A 14,758-nucleotide genomic window follows, 5' to 3' on the forward strand; every position below is an offset into this window, starting at 1 on the left:
TAAAGCAAATGCGTCATATTACTCCCAAGGAGGTAACCCATATGATTACCATTCACAACCAGGGCATGCGCTGGCAGAAGGGCCAGCTGGTCCCGGCGGAAAAGACTCAGGCTGGCGTGGAGTCCACCATGGCCTACTCCATCCTGAAAGCCCATAACACCTCTGGCTCCATGGAGCGGCTCTCCATCCGCTTTGACGCCATGGCCTCCCACGACATCACCTATGTGGGCATCATCCAGACCGCCCGGGCCTCCGGTCTCAAGGAGTTCCCCCTGCCCTACGTGCTCACCAACTGCCACAACTCTCTGTGTGCGGTGGGCGGCACCATCAACGAGGATGACCACAACTTCGGCCTGTCCGCTGCCAAGAAGTACGGCGGCGAGTTTGTCCCCGCCCACCAGGCCGTCATCCACTCCTACATGCGGGAGCGGTACGCTGCCCCCGGCAAGATGATTCTGGGCTCGGACTCCCACACCCGGTACGGCGCTTACGGCTGTATGGCCATCGGCGAGGGTGGCCCCGAGCTGGCCCGTCAGCTGCTGTGCAAGACCTATGACATCGCCTATCCCCAGGTGGTGGGCATCTACCTCACCGGAGCTCCCCGCCCCGGCGTGGGCCCCCAGGACGTAGCCCTGGCCCTGGTCAAGGCCACCTTCCAGTCCGGCGCGGTGAAGAACGCCGTCATGGAGTTCTTCGGCCCCGGCGTGGCCAACCTGTCCATGGACTACCGGTCCGGCATCGACGTGATGACCACCGAGACCACCTGTCTGTCCTCGGTGTGGCAGACCGACACCAACACCCAGACCGCCCTCACCCTCCTGGGCCGTGGCGCGGAATATCACCCCATGCAGCCCAAAGAGGGGGCCTACTATGACCGGGTGGTGTGCGTGGAGCTGGACAAGGTGCAGCCCATGATCGCCCTGCCCTTCCACCCCTCCAACGCCTTCCCCATCGCCGAGTTCCAGGAGAACATGGAGGACATGCTCCACATGGTGGAGCAGAACACCCGGGACCAACTGGGCATCGAGCCCCCCGCTCCCCTGTCCGCTAAGATCCGCGACGGCAAGTTCCACGTGGACCAGGCCGTCATCGCCGGATGCTCCGGCGGCACCTATCAGAACCTGCGCCGGGCCGCTGAGATTCTGGGCACCACCGCCACCGGGTCCGACCACTTCTGGCTGTCCTGCTACCCCGGCTCCATGCCCGTGATGCAGGAACTGACCCGCCAGGGCTATATCACCACCCTCATGGCCGCTGGCGCCTCGGTGCGCTCCTGCTTCTGCGGCCCCTGCTTCGGTGCCGGAGACGTGCCCGCCAACGGAGCTTTCTCCATCCGCCACTCCACCCGCAACTTCCCCAACCGGGAGGGCTCCAAGCCCGGCGAGGGCCAGGTGTCCTATGTGGCCCTGATGGACGCCCGCTCCATCGCCGCCACCGCCAAGATGGGCGGCGTGCTCACCGCCGCCGACCAGTTGCCTGACGTGCCCGCCGACCGGGCCGACGAGCAGTGGACCTATGACGGCTCCTCCTACCAGGCCCGGGTCTACTACGGCGTGGGCAAGGCAAACCCCGACGAGGAGCTGGTGTTCGGCCCCAACATCGCCGACTGGCCCCAGCAGATCGCCCTGCCGGAAAACCTGATGCTCACCGTGGCCTGCGCCATCTACGACCCCGTCACCACCACCGACGAGCTCATCCCCTCCGGTGAGACCTCCTCTTACCGCTCCAACCCCCTGCGCCTGTCGGAGTTCGCCCTCAGCCGCAAGGACCCCCAGTATGTGCCCCGAGCTAAGGAGATTCAGAAGGTGGAGCAGCTGCGCCGCCAGAATCCCCAGGACCCCCAGGTGGTGGCCGCTCTGGAGGGCTACGACCCCGCCAACACCGGACTGGGCTCCCTGGTGATGGCCCTGAAGCCCGGCGACGGCTCTGCCCGAGAGCAGGCCGCCTCCTGCCAGCGGGTGCTGGGCGGCTGCGCCAACATCGCCCAGGAGTACGCCACCAAGCGCTATCGCTCCAACGTGGTCAACTGGGGCATGCTCCCCTTCATCGCCAGCCAGCTGGAGCAGCTCAACCTCCAGCCCGGTGACCGGGTGTACATCCCCGGCATCCGTGCCCTCCTCCAGGGAGACGGCGAGACCGTGGAGGCCCAGGTGCTGCGGGATGGTACCTCTACCCCCGTCACTCTCTCCCTCCCCGGCCTGACCCGGGAAGAGCGGGATATCATCCTGGCTGGCTGCCTCATCAACTACTACGCACAATAATAACTCAAAACGGGTTGCACTTAACGTGCAACCCGTTTCTCTTTATAAAAGCCCGCCTGAGCCAATCGGTGGCGCAGCAGGCTGCCCAGACCAATGGCAATGACGATTTTCCCCAAGTCAAAGGGAATGAAGGGGGTCACGCACAGCCCCAGGGCCGCCCCCACGGTGTAGCCCCCCTGCCAGCAGAACCAGGCGGTGCCCAGCAGATAACACAGGGCGGTGCCCAACACCAGCCCCAGGGCGTGGAGCCACTTGGAGCGGGTGTGGTCAATGATCCAGCCCCCCACCAGGGCCATGGGCAGATAGCCCAGCAAATAGCCCCCGGTGGGCCCCAGCAGCTTGGCCGCTCCACTGCCAAACCCGGAAAACACCGGGAGACCGGCCAGACCCACCAGCAAATACACCAGGCAGCTCACCGTCCCCCACTTCCACCCCAGCAGATACACCGCCAGAAAGATGGCCAGGTTGGCAAAGGCCACGGGCACCGGGCCAATGGGCACCGAAAAGGGGCTGAGGACACAGATCACCGCCGCCAGTACCCCGCAGCTGCACAACTTTTGTATGGTCTCATGCTTCATATGGTAGCCCTCCGATTGTATACTAAATTTGCTTGTAAGTATACAATATAACTTTTCCCCTGTCAACCGCTTGCCTTTGCCCCCAATGTGTGATACTTTAGATGGGATTACTCTATGAAAAATGTGAGGGACGAACCGTGGCAAACGTGAAGTATCTATTCCAGCGCGTGATGAATATGAACTACAAGGCCATGTGGGAGAAAATCAGCTCCATCCACAAAAAGACCGGGCGGTCCCGGCTGGCCATTTTCCGGGACATGAAGGACTGCGCCGTGAAGTACGGAGCGGGGTATATGGACTACGACCTGTTTGAGATGTACAATCTCACACCGGAGCAGCGGGACACCTACCTCACCCGAGGCCGCAACAACGCCCTGGTGGTGAAGTACAACGACAAGGCCTACACGGGCCAATTTGATGACAAGGTGCAGTTCAACACTCTCTTTGGCAAGTACCTGCACCGGGACTGGGTGCCAGTGACCGGGGACAACCGGGAACAGGTGATGGCGTTTTTGGCAGCCCACGAGGTGTTTATGGCCAAGCCCTCCCAGGGCAGCTGCGGCTGGGGCATTGAGAAGCTCCGCCGGGCCGACTATCCCTCTCTGGACGCCCTCTACGACTATCTGGCGCAGCGGGCCCCAAAGCTGGAGCTGGAGGAGGTGCTGGAGCAGCACCCCCAGGTGTCCGCCATCTACCCCGGCTCCATCAACACCGTGCGCATGGTGACCATCCGGGGCAAACACGGCAAGGTGTATCTGGTCACCGCCATGTTCCGCATCGGCAACGGCAAGTTTGTGGACAACTTCAACAGCGGCGGCATGGTGGCCCCCATGGACCCAGAGCGGGGTGTGGTCATTGACCGAGCCCTGGACAAGGCCAAGAACCTGTATGAAAACCACCCCGCCACCGGCACCCCCATCAAGGGCTTTCAGTTCCCGGACTGGGACAAGGCGGTGGCCATGGTGTCCGAGGCCGCCCAGGTCATCCCCCAGGTGGGGTATGTGGGCTGGGACGTGTGCTTTACCCCCAACGGTCCCTGTCTGGTGGAGGGCAACCCCTTCCCCGGCCACGACATCTATCAGCTGCCTGTGCACACCCCGGACAAGATCGGCATCATGCCCCGGTTCCGGGAGATTGAGGCCCAGGAGCAGCAGGCTAAGCGCTAAAAAATCCCTCGGCTTTTCGGAAAGCCGAGGGATTTTTTATAGATAATAGGCCAGTCGGGGGCTGCCATCCTCCAAATAGATGGTGCCACAGGGGGTGAACCCCATCTTCTCCAGCAGCTGCTGCATGGGGATGTTCTTCTCATGGGTGTCGATGCGCAGCTGGCGGCAGTGGGCCCGGCACCAGGCCAGGCAGTGGGCCGCCGCCCCGGTGCGGGAGGCTCCGGTGGCCAGGCGGTGCACCACGCCATAGTCCCCGTTGTCCGGCCACCCCTCCCCTTCAATGTGGGCGTAGGTGGGCTCTCCCTTGGTGTGGAAGGAGAAGGCCGCGGCCAGGCGGCCATTTTCCATACACACAAAGCTGTACCCCAGGTTGATATCCTGCTGGATCTGCTCCAGGGTTGGTTTATCCTCCCCCCACTGGTCCGGGTTGCCGGACTCCCGCATAAAGGCCCGGGCCTGGGCGTAGAGCTGCTCCAGGGCAGGCAGGTCCCGGATGTTGCCCCGACGAATCAAAAAATTGGTTCCACTGTTCATGTTCATTCCACCGTTTTCAAACTTTCTACCATATCAATTTTCTTTAACCTAAAGTGTGCCGCCACATTGACAATGAGGGAGAACAGGGCAGTCAAGGCCGCAGCCAGCACATAGGCATAGGGGGGCGCCGTGCGGCCAAACATCACCAGGTCCACCTCCACCGTCAGCACCATCCAGCTGTGGAGGAACCGGCCCAACACCAGCCCCAGAATCACGCCAAAGATGGTGAGGAACACGTTCTCCCGCAATACATATGCGGTGGTCTCTCCGTCATAGAACCCCAGCACCTTCAAGGTGGCCAGCTCGCTTCTGCGCTCCGTGATGTTGATGTTGGTCAGGTTGTACAGCACCACAAAGGCCAGCGCGGCGGCGGCCACAATGATGATGACCACGGCGTAGTTGATGGCGTCCATACTGTCCTCAAAGCTGTCCCGGATGGTGGCAATGTAGGAGTAGGAGGCCACACCGTCCATCTTCATCAGGGTCTCCGAGGTCTGGTTGGACACGTCCACCCCCATGCCGTCCTGGTAGACCAGGAGCATCACATTGTTCTGATAGTCCTCCCCATACAGCTGGGTATACAGGTCCCGGGTGAGGTACACATAGTGGTAGACGTAGTTTTCCGTGATGTCCGCCACCACGGCCTCCACCCGCTGGTCTCCCTCCAGGGTGATGGTGTCCCCGACCGACACACCCAGCAGCTCGGAGAGCTTCTCGTCAATGACCACGCCGGAGCCGTCCAGCTCCACCGGGGAGTGGTCCGAGCGGTGGCGCAAATCCACAAAGCGACCGAACTCCTCCACGTCGTCCACCGCAAAGAGGTACACGTCGTAGGAGGTGCCGGTGGTAGAGGCGTCCATCATCTGCTGATAGGTGAACATATAGTCCGCCACAGCCTCTTCCCCGTCCAGATAGTCCTCAATCCCCTGCTTCTGCTCCTCCGTCAGGTCCTCGTCCAGGCCCACGGTGGCGTCATACAGGGAGATCTCATCAAACTGCTTATCCAGTACGTCGAAAATGGACTCGTGCAGGCCAAAGCCCGTGACAATCAGGGCAGTACAGCCGCCAATGCCGATGACCGTCATCCAAAACCGCTTTTGATAGCGGAACAGGTTGCGCATGGTCACCTTCCAGGTAAAGCTTAGCCTGCGCCAAATGGGCTTGATGTATTCCAAGAAGACCCGCTTACCCGCCTTGGGGGCCCGAGGCCGCATGAGGTTGGCGGGGGTGTCAATCAGCGTGGACAGGCAAGCCCACAGGGCGGCCCCGGTGGTACAAGCCACCGCCGCCAGCACCGCCAACACAAACAGGGGCAGCTGCATCTTATAGTCCAGCCCGGGGATGGCGTACATGATCTGGAAGGCGTTGGCGATCACCGCCGGGATGAGGGTAGCCCCTACCCCTAAGCCAATGAGGCCGCCCACCAGGCTGGCCACAAAGGCGTATCCAATGTACTTTTGTGAGATGGCCAGCCGGGAGAATCCCAGAGCCTTCAAAGAGCCAATCTGGGTGCGCTGCTCCTCCACCATACGGGTCATGGTGGTCAGGCAGGCCAGCGCGGCCACCACAAAGAAGATGACCGGGAAGATGCTGGACAGGTTATCCACCCGCTCGGCGTCCTGGGAGTAGCTGACAAAGCCGGAATTGGTGTCCCGGCCCAGCACATACCACTCACAAGTGGCCATCGCGTCTAACTCCTTCTGGCCCTGGTCGATGTCCGCCTGGGCCTGCTCCAGCTCCGGCTGGGCGTCGGCCTTGGCCTGCTCGTACTCCTCCAGGCCCTTCTGGTACTCCGCCTCGCCGTCGTCCAGCTCTGCCTTGGCTTCGGCCAGCTGGCTGCGGCCACGGGCCTCCTCCTGGTCCAGGGTCTGCTGCCCGGACTGGTACTCTGCCCATCCGGTATCCAACTGCTGGGCGGCATCTTGCAACTGGGCCTGAGCAGCGTCCAGCTCCGCCTTGGATTCCTCCAACTGAGTCTTTACCTGGGCTAGCTGGGTGTACCCCGCCTGAATCTGGGCGGCAGCTTCATCCAGCTTGGCCTTCTGAGGAGCCAACTGCTCCACCATCTGGTCATACATAGGGGTGCCCTCAAAGGGCTTCAGAGCGTCGTAATACTCCTCATAGCCCTTGGCCACCTCTTCCTGCTGGGTGTCCAGCTGGGCCAGGTTCTCCTCATAGGCGGTCTGGCCATCCTGATACTGGGCCAGACCCTCCTGATAGTCCACTTTACCCTGCTCATACCGGGTCTGGGACTCCTCCAACTGAGACCGGGCGGCGTCCAGCTTGGCTTGGCCGTCCTTGATCTCCTGTTCCAGGGTGGCTAAACCACTCTTATAGTCCGCCCAGCCGCTGTCCAGCTCCGCTCGGGCATCGTCCAGCTCCTTCTTGGCGTCGTCCAGTTCCTTTTGGGCGTCTGCCAGCTCGCTTCGGGCATCATCCAGCTCCTTCTGGGCCTCGCTGCGCACCTCTTCGTCCCGCAGGCTGGCCCGCTCCTGGGCCAAGGGGTCCAGGCTGTCCACCAGGGCGCTGAGCTGGTCGGCGTAGGCCTGGCTGTAGCTGTTGAGGGCCTCCATTCCATCGCCAGTGAAATAGGCGGTGGTGTATACGTCCAGGTTGAAATTCTCCCCAGGGATGTAGACAAAGGCATCGATGCTGCCGCTGCCCAGGGTGGTACTGCCTCGGTCCGTGCCCACATACAGCGGGCTTTGCACCGTGCCCACAATGGTGTAGCTGGTGCGGGTGAGGCTGTCCTGGTCCGCCTCGTCCAACGTGACGGTGAGGGTGTCCCCAATCTCCAGCCCCAGAGCGGTGAGGAGCATCTGCTCGGTGACGCACTCGTCCGCCTGCTGGGGCAGGCGGCCCTCCACCACGTTGAGTAAATTCAATTCTTCCGGCATGGAGCGCATGGAGACGATGGAGTCCACCGCGGTGGCATCCACGCTCCACGCCCCTTCCACCTGATCTACGCCGTCGGCTTGGGCTAAGGCCTGCAAGTCCTCCTGGGTGAGCCCCATGGTGGACAGAATGTAGCCGTCCATGAGGTGGTGGGAGTCGTAATAGTTGTCCGCCGTATACTCCATATCCGGGGCCGTGGCCCGCAGGCCTACCAAAAAGGCCACAGCCAGAGCGGAGAGGAGGAGAATGGATAGAAAGCGGCTGTAGGTATGGCGGACTTCCCGAATAAAATCGGTGAGCAGCCTGTTTTTCCTCTTTACCATTCAATCGCCTCCACCGGGGTGGGGTTGGGATTGCAGGTCATCTCCTCCACACGCCCGTTTTTGATGTGAATGACCCGGTCTGCCATGGGGGTGAGGGCGGTATTGTGGGTGATGACCACCACTGTCATCCCCTGCAGGCGGCAGGTATCCTGCAAGAGCTTCAAAATGGCCTTGCCCGTGACGTAGTCCAGCGCGCCGGTAGGCTCATCGCACAGCAGCAGCTTGGGATTTTTGGCCAGGGCACGGGCGATGGCCACCCGCTGCTGCTCGCCGCCGGAGAGCTGGGCGGGGAAGTTGTTGAGGCGATGCCCCAGCCCCACGTGCTCCAGCACGTCCTTGGCGTCCAGGGGCTCTTTGCAGATCTGGGCGGCCAGCTCCACATTCTCCAGGGCAGTGAGGTTCTGCACCAGGTTGTAGAACTGGAAGACAAATCCGATGTCGTTGCGGCGGTACTGGGTGAGTTGACGGGCGTTGAAACCGCTGACCTGGGTGCCATCCACCAGGATCTCTCCGCTGGTACAGGCGTCCATGCCCCCCAGCATATTCAGCACCGTGGTCTTACCTGCGCCGGATGGCCCCACAATGATGGCAAATTCCCCTTTTTCGATGTGGAAATCCACCCCATCCACCGCTTTGATGGTCACCTCTCCCATGACGTATTCCTTGCGTACTTGTTTGAAAGAGATATAACTCATAATTACCACCATCCCGCTATATTGTTATCTTAACTATATAGTACACGTTCTCCCCTCCACCTGCAATCCTTCCTTACCATTGTTTAAAGAAAGTTTATGAATCCCCCGAGGTCTCCTGTGTTATCGTTGACTAACTCCTCTTGCCGCTGGTACAATACCCACACGATAAGGGAGTAATTGGCGGCGTGTTTGCGCCGTGGCCTGGTCAACATACTGGCGGCGTGTCCGTCTGGCCGGGTCTGAAACAGTGAGACTTATCCGCTACAAAGGGCGGGTAGTCTCTTTTTTTATGCCCGCCCAAATCGGAAAACAGAAAGGCGAGAAGAGTATGGGAATTTGGGAACTGTTGATTTTAGCCGTGGGCCTGGCCATGGACGCCTTTGCCGTGTCCATCTGCAAGGGCCTGTCCATCCGCAAGCTCAATCTGCGCCACATGGTCATCGTGGGTCTGTGGTTTGGGGCCTTCCAGGCCCTCATGCCCCTGCTGGGGTACGTTTTGGGCTCCGCCTTCACTCAGCTGGTCCAGGTGCTGGACCACTGGATCGCCTTTGTGCTGCTGCTCATCATCGGCGGCAATATGATTCGGGAGGCATTCAGCGGCGACGAGGAGGAAGTCTCCCCCTCCCTGGCTGTCCCGGGTATGTTCCTGCTGGCGGTGGCCACCTCCATTGACGCTCTAGCGGTGGGCATCACCTTCGCCTTCCTGCGGGTGAACATCTGGCTGGCGGTGGCCATCATCGGGGTGTGCACCTTTGTCATCTCGGCGGCGGGGGTAAAGATCGGCAACGTCTTCGGGGCCCGCTTCAAATCCAAGGCGGAGCTGCTGGGCGGCGTGGTGCTGGTGCTCATCGGCGCCAAAATTTTGCTGGAGCACCTGGGGCTGCTGGCCCTGTAAGGGGTAGTTGACGCAGGGGCCCTTCCAGTGCTACAATCGAAAAAAGCACATAAGGAGGTTTTTCCCATGTCTGACAATCGCACCCTCTTTGCCACCATGCCCAACGGTGACCTGGTGGAAGAACTCACCCTCCGCTGCGGCGCTCTGCGTTGCTCCATCCTCACCTATGGCGGCGCCATCCGCTCCCTGGTGGTCCCAGACAAGGACGGCAACCCCGTGGACGTGGCCCTGGGCTTCGACACCATCGAGGACTACATGACCCAGACCTGCTACATCGGTGCCCTCATTGGTCGCTTCGGCAACCGTATCAACCAGGGCAAATTTACCCTCAACGGGGTGGACTACACTCTGGCCACCAACAACGGCCCCAACCACCTTCACGGCGGCGACATCGGCTTTGACAAGCAGATCTGGACCGTAGAGGACCAGACCGAGAACCAGGTGGTGCTCTCCCTGGTCAGCCCCGATGGCCAGGAGAACTATCCCGGCACCCTCACCGTCATCGTCACCTACACCCTCACCGAAGATGGGCTGTCCATCTCCTACCACGCCAACACCGACGCGGACACCCTGTGCAACCTCACCAACCACTGCTACTTCAACCTCTCCGGTCACGACAGCGGCCCGGTAGATAACCAGACCATCTGCATCAAGGCCCAGTCCTATACCCCCACCGACGCCGGGTCCATCCCCACCGGGGAGATCGCCAGCGTGGAGGGCACTCCCATGGACCTGCGTACCCCTGTGGCCATGGGGGCCCACTGGGACGACGACTTTGATCAGCTGACCATGGCCCGAGGCTACGACCACAACTGGGTGCTGGACGGTGAGGCGGGCCAGCTGCGCCACGTGGCCACCGCCCACTCCCCCGCCACTGGTATCACCATGGAGGTGCACACCACCACTCCCGGCGTGCAGTTCTACTCCGGCAACTACATGGACGGCTGCCCCGTGGGCAAGGACGGCGCCCCCTACGACAAGCGCTGGGGCTTCTGCCTGGAGACCCAGAACTTCCCCGACGCCCCCAACCACGCCAACTTCCCCTCCGCCGTGCTCAAGCCCGGTCAGGAGTATAAAGAGGAGACCGTGTACAAGTTTGTGTAATACATAAAATGAGAAATGGCCTGTTGCGGCAACGCAGCAGGTCATTTCTCTTATCCTGGAATGATTTTCTTATCAGAATCACCCTGTTCCGGCTTGCCAGCCTGGGGGCGCTCCGCTGGGCCCGATTTCTCCCCGATGAGAAATCGGGGAAAGAATCGCCAAAGGCGGGGTCTTCCCCCGCCTTGTGGAATCCACCCCGCGGTACTGGGAGCCCCTGCGTTCTTCTCTTCTCGGCCCTTGGCTTGGTGGGGTCACATAGATAGCATGGCAGTGCTACAGAATGTACCTGCTTCTCTGCAAAACTATGCTTCTCTCACCAGGGCCTTACCCTGGTGAGCTGCTGTTTCCAGCGCTCGGCGGCCTGGTTCCCGGCGGCGGGAACGCCGCTTCTCCAGGGTAGGCCCGGCTGTGAAAACCACCTGGCTGTAGGGCCAGCTTCCCAGGGTGACCTGGTGTGGTGGCAGAAACAGGAGCCACAATAAGAGTGACGGGCCGAACCTAGTCTTGACGCATTGACAGCCTGGTACCTCAGGGGGGTACTTAGGGGGGAACGCCCTAAGCGGGTTTTGGTTTCTTTTGCCCGCTCAAAAGAAACCCCCAGCGGGGAGCGTCCCCACCGCACTGGCAAGTGCACAGAAGAGAAAAAGAACGTGGAAGCAGCCACAACGGCCACTTCCACGATTCACTTATTTCATCACGTCTTTGTTCTTCCAGAAGTACTCAATGCCGGAGTACACGGTGGTGATCACGATCACCCACACGCACACCTGCACCAAAATCTCAGGAATGGGCAAGTGCATCAGGCACAGGCACACCATGGTGGAGAAAGTCTTCACCTTGCCAGACCAGGCGGCGGCGATGACTCGGCCATTGTCCACGGCGATGAGCCGCAGGCCAGACACGGCAAACTCCCGGGCCACCACGATGACCAGGGCCCACACGGGGAGCAGCCCCACGGAGACAAACCAGATCATGGCGGTGATCACCAGAATCTTGTCTGCCAGAGGGTCCATGAACTTGCCGAAGGTGGTCACCTGGTTGTAGTGCCGGGCCACATAGCCGTCCAGGAAGTCGGTGACGCTGGCGATGACAAACACGGCCAGGGCCAGCAGAGCGCTGTATTTCAGGTTCAGGTACCACACCACCAGGTACACGGGAATCAAAATCACCCGGAGCATGGTCAGTTTATTGGCGGTATTCCATTCCATGTCGCTCACTCCTCAATCTCGCCCGTGAGGTCCCCGTCGGCAGTGCCGGTGATGCGGACCCACACAAATTCTCCTGCTTTCACGTCGCCTGCGGCGGTGAACAGCACCCGGCCGTCAATGTCCACCGAGTCGGCATAGGTACGGCCCACAAAGCAACCCTCATTGGCGTCAAAGCCCTCACACAACACTTCCATGCAGGTGCCCAGACGCTCTTGGTTGTACTCATCCATGATGCGGGACTGGAGGTCCACCACCAGCTCCACCCGGCGGGCGGCCACCTCGGGGTCCACCTGGTGTTCCATGGCGGCAGCCAGGGTGCCCTCCTCGGGGGAGAACTGGAACACACCCGCCCGCTGAATCTTCTGCTCTTTCAGGAACTCGCACAGCTCCTCAAACTCCTCCTCGCCCTCGCCGGGCAGGCCGCAGATAAGGGAGGTGCGGATGACCACCTTGGGCATGGCGGCTCTCAGCTTGGCAAAGAGGGTCTCAATCTCCGCCTTGGTGCTGCGGCGGCGCATGGCCTTCAAAATGCCGTCGTTGGCGTGCTGGATGGGAATGTCCAGGTATTTGACGATCTTCCGCTCCTTGGCAATCACCTCGATGAGCTCGTCAGTCACTGCCTCGGGGTAGAGGTAGTGGAGGCGAATCCAGTGGAAGGGCAACTTGCACAGCTCGCGGAGCAGCGCTGCCAGGGTGGTGGGCTGCTCCAGGTCCTGGCCGTAACGGGTGATGTCCTGGGCGATGACGATGAGCTCCTGCACCCCGTTGTCCGCCAGCTTCTGGGCCTCCTCCAGGATGTGCTCCATGGAGCGGCTACGGTAGCGGCCCCGCAGCTTGGGGATGATGCAGAAGGCACAGCCGTTGCTGCATCCCTCCGCAATTTTCAGGTATGCGGTATAGGGGGGTGTGGTGACCATCCGCTCCCCGTCCTCATAGGTGCGGTGGATGTCCCCGAAGTGCTGGGCCTCTTCCCCGGCCATGAGCTCCTCAATGGCGGACACCACGTCGGTGTAGCTGCCGGTGCCCAGCAGGCCGTCCACCTCGGGCAGCTCGGTGCGGATGTCCTGGGGGTAGCGCTGGGATAGGCACCCGGTGACCAGCAGCTTTTTCAACTGCCCCTCTTTCTTCAGCTGGGCCAGCTCCAAAATGCAGTCGATGGCCTCGCTCTTGGCCGCCTCAATAAACCCGCAGGTGTTGAGGACCGCCACGTCCGCCCCCCGGGGCTCCCCGGTGACGTGATAGCCAGCGGCCCGGCACAGGGCCATCATCTGCTCGGTGTTCACCAGGTTCTTGGAGCAGCCCAGAGACTGGAATGCCACGGTATAACTCATTGGTTCCATCCTTTCACTCCGCCTCTTGCTCCACCTGGCTCAGCACCCGGGAGATCTCCTCCCAGCCGAAGCCACGGCGGGCCAGATAGGCGGACACTTTTTTCAGTTCTTCCCGGGTGGGCGCTGCCCCCCGGAGCTTCTTTTCCACCAGGGCCCGGAGCTTGTCGTCCCCCTGGTCCCGCTCCTCCATGGCCTCATCCCAGAACTCTCTGGGCACGCCACGGCGGTACAGTTCATCCCGGATTTTGGCCGGGCCGTAGCCCTTGCGGCTGTAGTGGCGCACCACCGTGGAGGCGTACTCCCGGTCGTCCACCAGCCCCACCTGGGCCATGCGCTGGGCCACCTCCTGGGCCAGCTCCCGGCGCTGCTGCCGCTGCTCCTCCCCCTCCTGAGGGTCTCTCGTTCTGGGGGACTTGGCGGACAGCTTGCGCTCCAGCTCCCGCTGGGACATGGGCCGGGCGGCCAGAAGGGTGAGGGCCTTGTTGTTCAGCTTAGCCTTCTCCTGGGCCTGTTTGAGCCCTTCCAGCTGCTCCTCACTCAGCTCCATCCCGGCGTAGAGGGAAAAGGACACCACGTCCCCCTCCCCTACCCGCAGCAGAGAGCCGTCCTCCAGCCAGACAAGCCACCGCCCCTCCACCCGGGACGAGGGCTCCAGCTTGACTAGTTTCATCCTTCAAAGTCGTCCGCCGACACGTCCACGGCCCGCCCGGCGGCCCGGGCGGCGATCTGGGACTGACGGCTCATGAGCTTGAAGGAGTTGGCCCGAATCTGGTCCTCGATCTCCTGAGCGATCTCGGGGTTGTCGGTGAGGTACTTCTTCACGGCGTCCTTGCCCTGGCCCAGGCGGGTGTCGCCCATGGAGAACCAGGAGCCGGACTTCTGGATGAGGTCCAGCTTCACGCCCAGATCCACCAGCTCGCCCAGCTTGGAAATGCCCTCGCCGTACATGATCTCAAACTCTGCCTCCCGGAAGGGGGGGGACACCTTGTTCTTCACGATCTTCACCCGGGTGCGGTTGCCCACCACCTCGGTGCCGTTTTTCAGGGCCTCCACCCGGCGCACCTCCATGCGCACCGAGGCGTAGAACTTCAGGGCACGGCCACCGGTGGTGACCTCGGGGTTGCCGTACACCACGCCCACCTTTTCACGGAGCTGGTTAATGAAGATGACCACACAGTTGGTCTTGGCAATGGAGCCGGCCAGCTTACGCAGGGCCTGGCTCATGAGGCGGGCCAGCAGGCCCACATGGGAGTCGCCCATGTCGCCCTCAATTTCCGCCCGGGGGGTGAGGGCGGCCACCGAGTCCACCACCACCACGTCAATGGCGCCGGAGCGCACCAGGGCCTCGCAGATCTCCAGGCCCTGCTCGCCGGTGTCCGGCTGGGAGATGAGCATGGAGTCAATGTCCACGCCCAGGGCACGGGCATAGGTGGGGTCCAGGGCGTGCTCGGCGTCGATGAAGGCCACCTCGCCGCCCCGCTTCTGGGCCTCTGCCACCACGTGGAGGGCCAGAGTGGTCTTACCGGAGGACTCGGGGCCATAGATCTCAATAATACGTCCCTTGGGCACGCCGCCGATTCCCAGGGCGATGTCCAAGGACAGAGAGCCGGTGGGGATGGCCTCCACCATCACGTCGGCGTTCTCTCCCAGGCGCATGATGGAGCCCTTGCCGTAATCCCGCTCGATCTGGGCAATGGCGGTCTCCAGCGCCTTCTTCTTATCCGATGCAGGCCCCACAGGGTCCACGGGCCGTTTCTTATCTGCCATG

General features: G+C 61.7%; 12 protein-coding genes. 4 read left to right on the forward strand and 8 right to left on the reverse strand.

Going from position 1 to position 14,758, the window contains the following annotated elements; all coding sequences use genetic code 11:
* Positions 1-65 precede the first annotated feature (65 nt).
* The gene (locus tag E0L15_RS02695; protein WP_243155363.1) at positions 66-2,261 is read left to right on the forward strand and encodes a hydratase; all 2,196 of its coding nucleotides are present in this window, start codon (positions 66-68) and stop codon (positions 2,259-2,261) included.
* A gap of 20 nt (positions 2,262-2,281) precedes the next feature.
* Here the strand turns inward: E0L15_RS02695 and E0L15_RS02700 are convergent, their stop codons facing one another.
* On the reverse strand, positions 2,282-2,839 hold the full coding sequence (locus E0L15_RS02700) for a biotin transporter BioY (protein WP_168124473.1): 558 nt from the start codon (positions 2,837-2,839) through the stop codon (positions 2,282-2,284).
* Between the two features lie 137 nt (positions 2,840-2,976).
* On the opposite strand from E0L15_RS02700, the gene E0L15_RS02705 reads away from it, so the two are divergent.
* A complete protein-coding gene (locus E0L15_RS02705) occupies positions 2,977-4,005 on the forward strand; it encodes a sugar-transfer associated ATP-grasp domain-containing protein (RefSeq protein ID WP_168124474.1) in 1,029 nt (342 codons plus the stop codon).
* Between the two features lie 36 nt (positions 4,006-4,041).
* Here E0L15_RS02705 and E0L15_RS02710 read toward each other — a convergent pair whose 3' ends face one another.
* Genes E0L15_RS02710 through E0L15_RS02720 form a run of 3 tightly spaced genes read right to left on the reverse strand, consistent with a single transcriptional unit; the run spans position 4,042 to position 8,452 of the window.
* The gene (locus E0L15_RS02710) at positions 4,042-4,539 is read right to left on the reverse strand and encodes an N-acetyltransferase (RefSeq protein ID WP_242961594.1); all 498 of its coding nucleotides are present in this window, start codon (positions 4,537-4,539) and stop codon (positions 4,042-4,044) included.
* Between the two features lie 2 nt (positions 4,540-4,541).
* Positions 4,542-7,757 (reverse strand): ABC transporter permease, encoded by a 3,216-nt coding sequence (locus tag E0L15_RS02715; protein ID WP_168124475.1) that lies wholly within the window; start codon positions 7,755-7,757, stop codon positions 4,542-4,544.
* Entirely contained in the window at positions 7,751-8,452 is a 702-nt protein-coding gene (locus E0L15_RS02720; protein WP_206020539.1) for an ABC transporter ATP-binding protein, read from the reverse strand. Before E0L15_RS02720 ends, E0L15_RS02715 begins: the two co-directional genes overlap by 7 nt.
* Before the next feature lie 328 nt (positions 8,453-8,780).
* Here E0L15_RS02720 and E0L15_RS02725 point away from each other — a divergent pair, with 328 nt between their 5' ends.
* Both E0L15_RS02725 and E0L15_RS02730 read left to right on the forward strand, forming a co-directional pair.
* Complete coding sequence (locus E0L15_RS02725; protein ID WP_168124476.1) at positions 8,781-9,347, forward strand: manganese efflux pump MntP family protein; 567 nt, start codon at positions 8,781-8,783, stop codon at positions 9,345-9,347.
* Positions 9,348-9,413: 66 nt separating this feature from the next.
* The gene (locus E0L15_RS02730; protein WP_168124477.1) at positions 9,414-10,451 is read left to right on the forward strand and encodes an aldose epimerase family protein; all 1,038 of its coding nucleotides are present in this window, start codon (positions 9,414-9,416) and stop codon (positions 10,449-10,451) included.
* Positions 10,452-11,137: 686 nt separating this feature from the next.
* On the opposite strand, the gene pgsA is transcribed toward E0L15_RS02730, so the two are convergent.
* Genes pgsA through recA form a run of 4 tightly spaced genes read right to left on the reverse strand, consistent with a single transcriptional unit; the run spans position 11,138 to position 14,757 of the window.
* Complete coding sequence (gene pgsA, locus E0L15_RS02735; RefSeq protein ID WP_087232527.1) at positions 11,138-11,659, reverse strand: CDP-diacylglycerol--glycerol-3-phosphate 3-phosphatidyltransferase; 522 nt, start codon at positions 11,657-11,659, stop codon at positions 11,138-11,140.
* Between the two features lie 5 nt (positions 11,660-11,664).
* Positions 11,665-12,990 (reverse strand): 30S ribosomal protein S12 methylthiotransferase RimO, encoded by a 1,326-nt coding sequence (rimO, locus tag E0L15_RS02740; protein WP_168124478.1) that lies wholly within the window; start codon positions 12,988-12,990, stop codon positions 11,665-11,667.
* A 13-nt stretch (positions 12,991-13,003) separates the two neighbouring features.
* On the reverse strand, positions 13,004-13,660 hold the full coding sequence (locus E0L15_RS02745; protein ID WP_087232533.1) for a regulatory protein RecX: 657 nt from the start codon (positions 13,658-13,660) through the stop codon (positions 13,004-13,006).
* Positions 13,657-14,757, reverse strand: coding sequence for a recombinase RecA (recA, locus tag E0L15_RS02750; RefSeq protein WP_087232536.1), 1,101 nt, complete (start codon positions 14,755-14,757; stop codon positions 13,657-13,659). Before recA ends, E0L15_RS02745 begins: the two co-directional genes overlap by 4 nt.
* Position 14,758: the final 1 nt, after the last annotated feature.

This window comes from Pseudoflavonifractor sp. SW1122 (assembly GCF_012027765.1).
GTDB lineage: Bacteria > Bacillota > Clostridia > Oscillospirales > Oscillospiraceae > Enterenecus > Enterenecus faecium.

Bases quoted from the DNA above. Each gene is read 5' to 3' on its own strand.
- E0L15_RS02695 (WP_243155363.1), top strand. From the start codon at position 66: ATGCGCTGGCAGAAGGGCCAGCTGGTCCCGGCGGAAAAGACTCAGGCT.
- E0L15_RS02700 (WP_168124473.1), bottom strand. From the start codon at position 2,839: ATGAAGCATGAGACCATACAAAAGTTGTGCAGCTGCGGGGTACTGGCG.
- E0L15_RS02710 (WP_242961594.1), bottom strand. From the start codon at position 4,539: ATGAACAGTGGAACCAATTTTTTGATTCGTCGGGGCAACATCCGGGAC.
- E0L15_RS02715 (WP_168124475.1), bottom strand. From the start codon at position 7,757: ATGGTAAAGAGGAAAAACAGGCTGCTCACCGATTTTATTCGGGAAGTC.
- E0L15_RS02720 (WP_206020539.1), bottom strand. From the start codon at position 8,452: ATGAGTTATATCTCTTTCAAACAAGTACGCAAGGAATACGTCATGGGA.
- E0L15_RS02725 (WP_168124476.1), top strand. From the start codon at position 8,781: ATGGGAATTTGGGAACTGTTGATTTTAGCCGTGGGCCTGGCCATGGAC.
- E0L15_RS02730 (WP_168124477.1), top strand. From the start codon at position 9,414: ATGTCTGACAATCGCACCCTCTTTGCCACCATGCCCAACGGTGACCTG.
- pgsA (WP_087232527.1), bottom strand. From the start codon at position 11,659: ATGGAATGGAATACCGCCAATAAACTGACCATGCTCCGGGTGATTTTG.
- rimO (WP_168124478.1), bottom strand. From the start codon at position 12,990: ATGAGTTATACCGTGGCATTCCAGTCTCTGGGCTGCTCCAAGAACCTG.
- E0L15_RS02745 (WP_087232533.1), bottom strand. From the start codon at position 13,660: ATGAAACTAGTCAAGCTGGAGCCCTCGTCCCGGGTGGAGGGGCGGTGG.
- recA (WP_087232536.1), bottom strand. From the start codon at position 14,757: ATGGCAGATAAGAAACGGCCCGTGGACCCTGTGGGGCCTGCATCGGAT.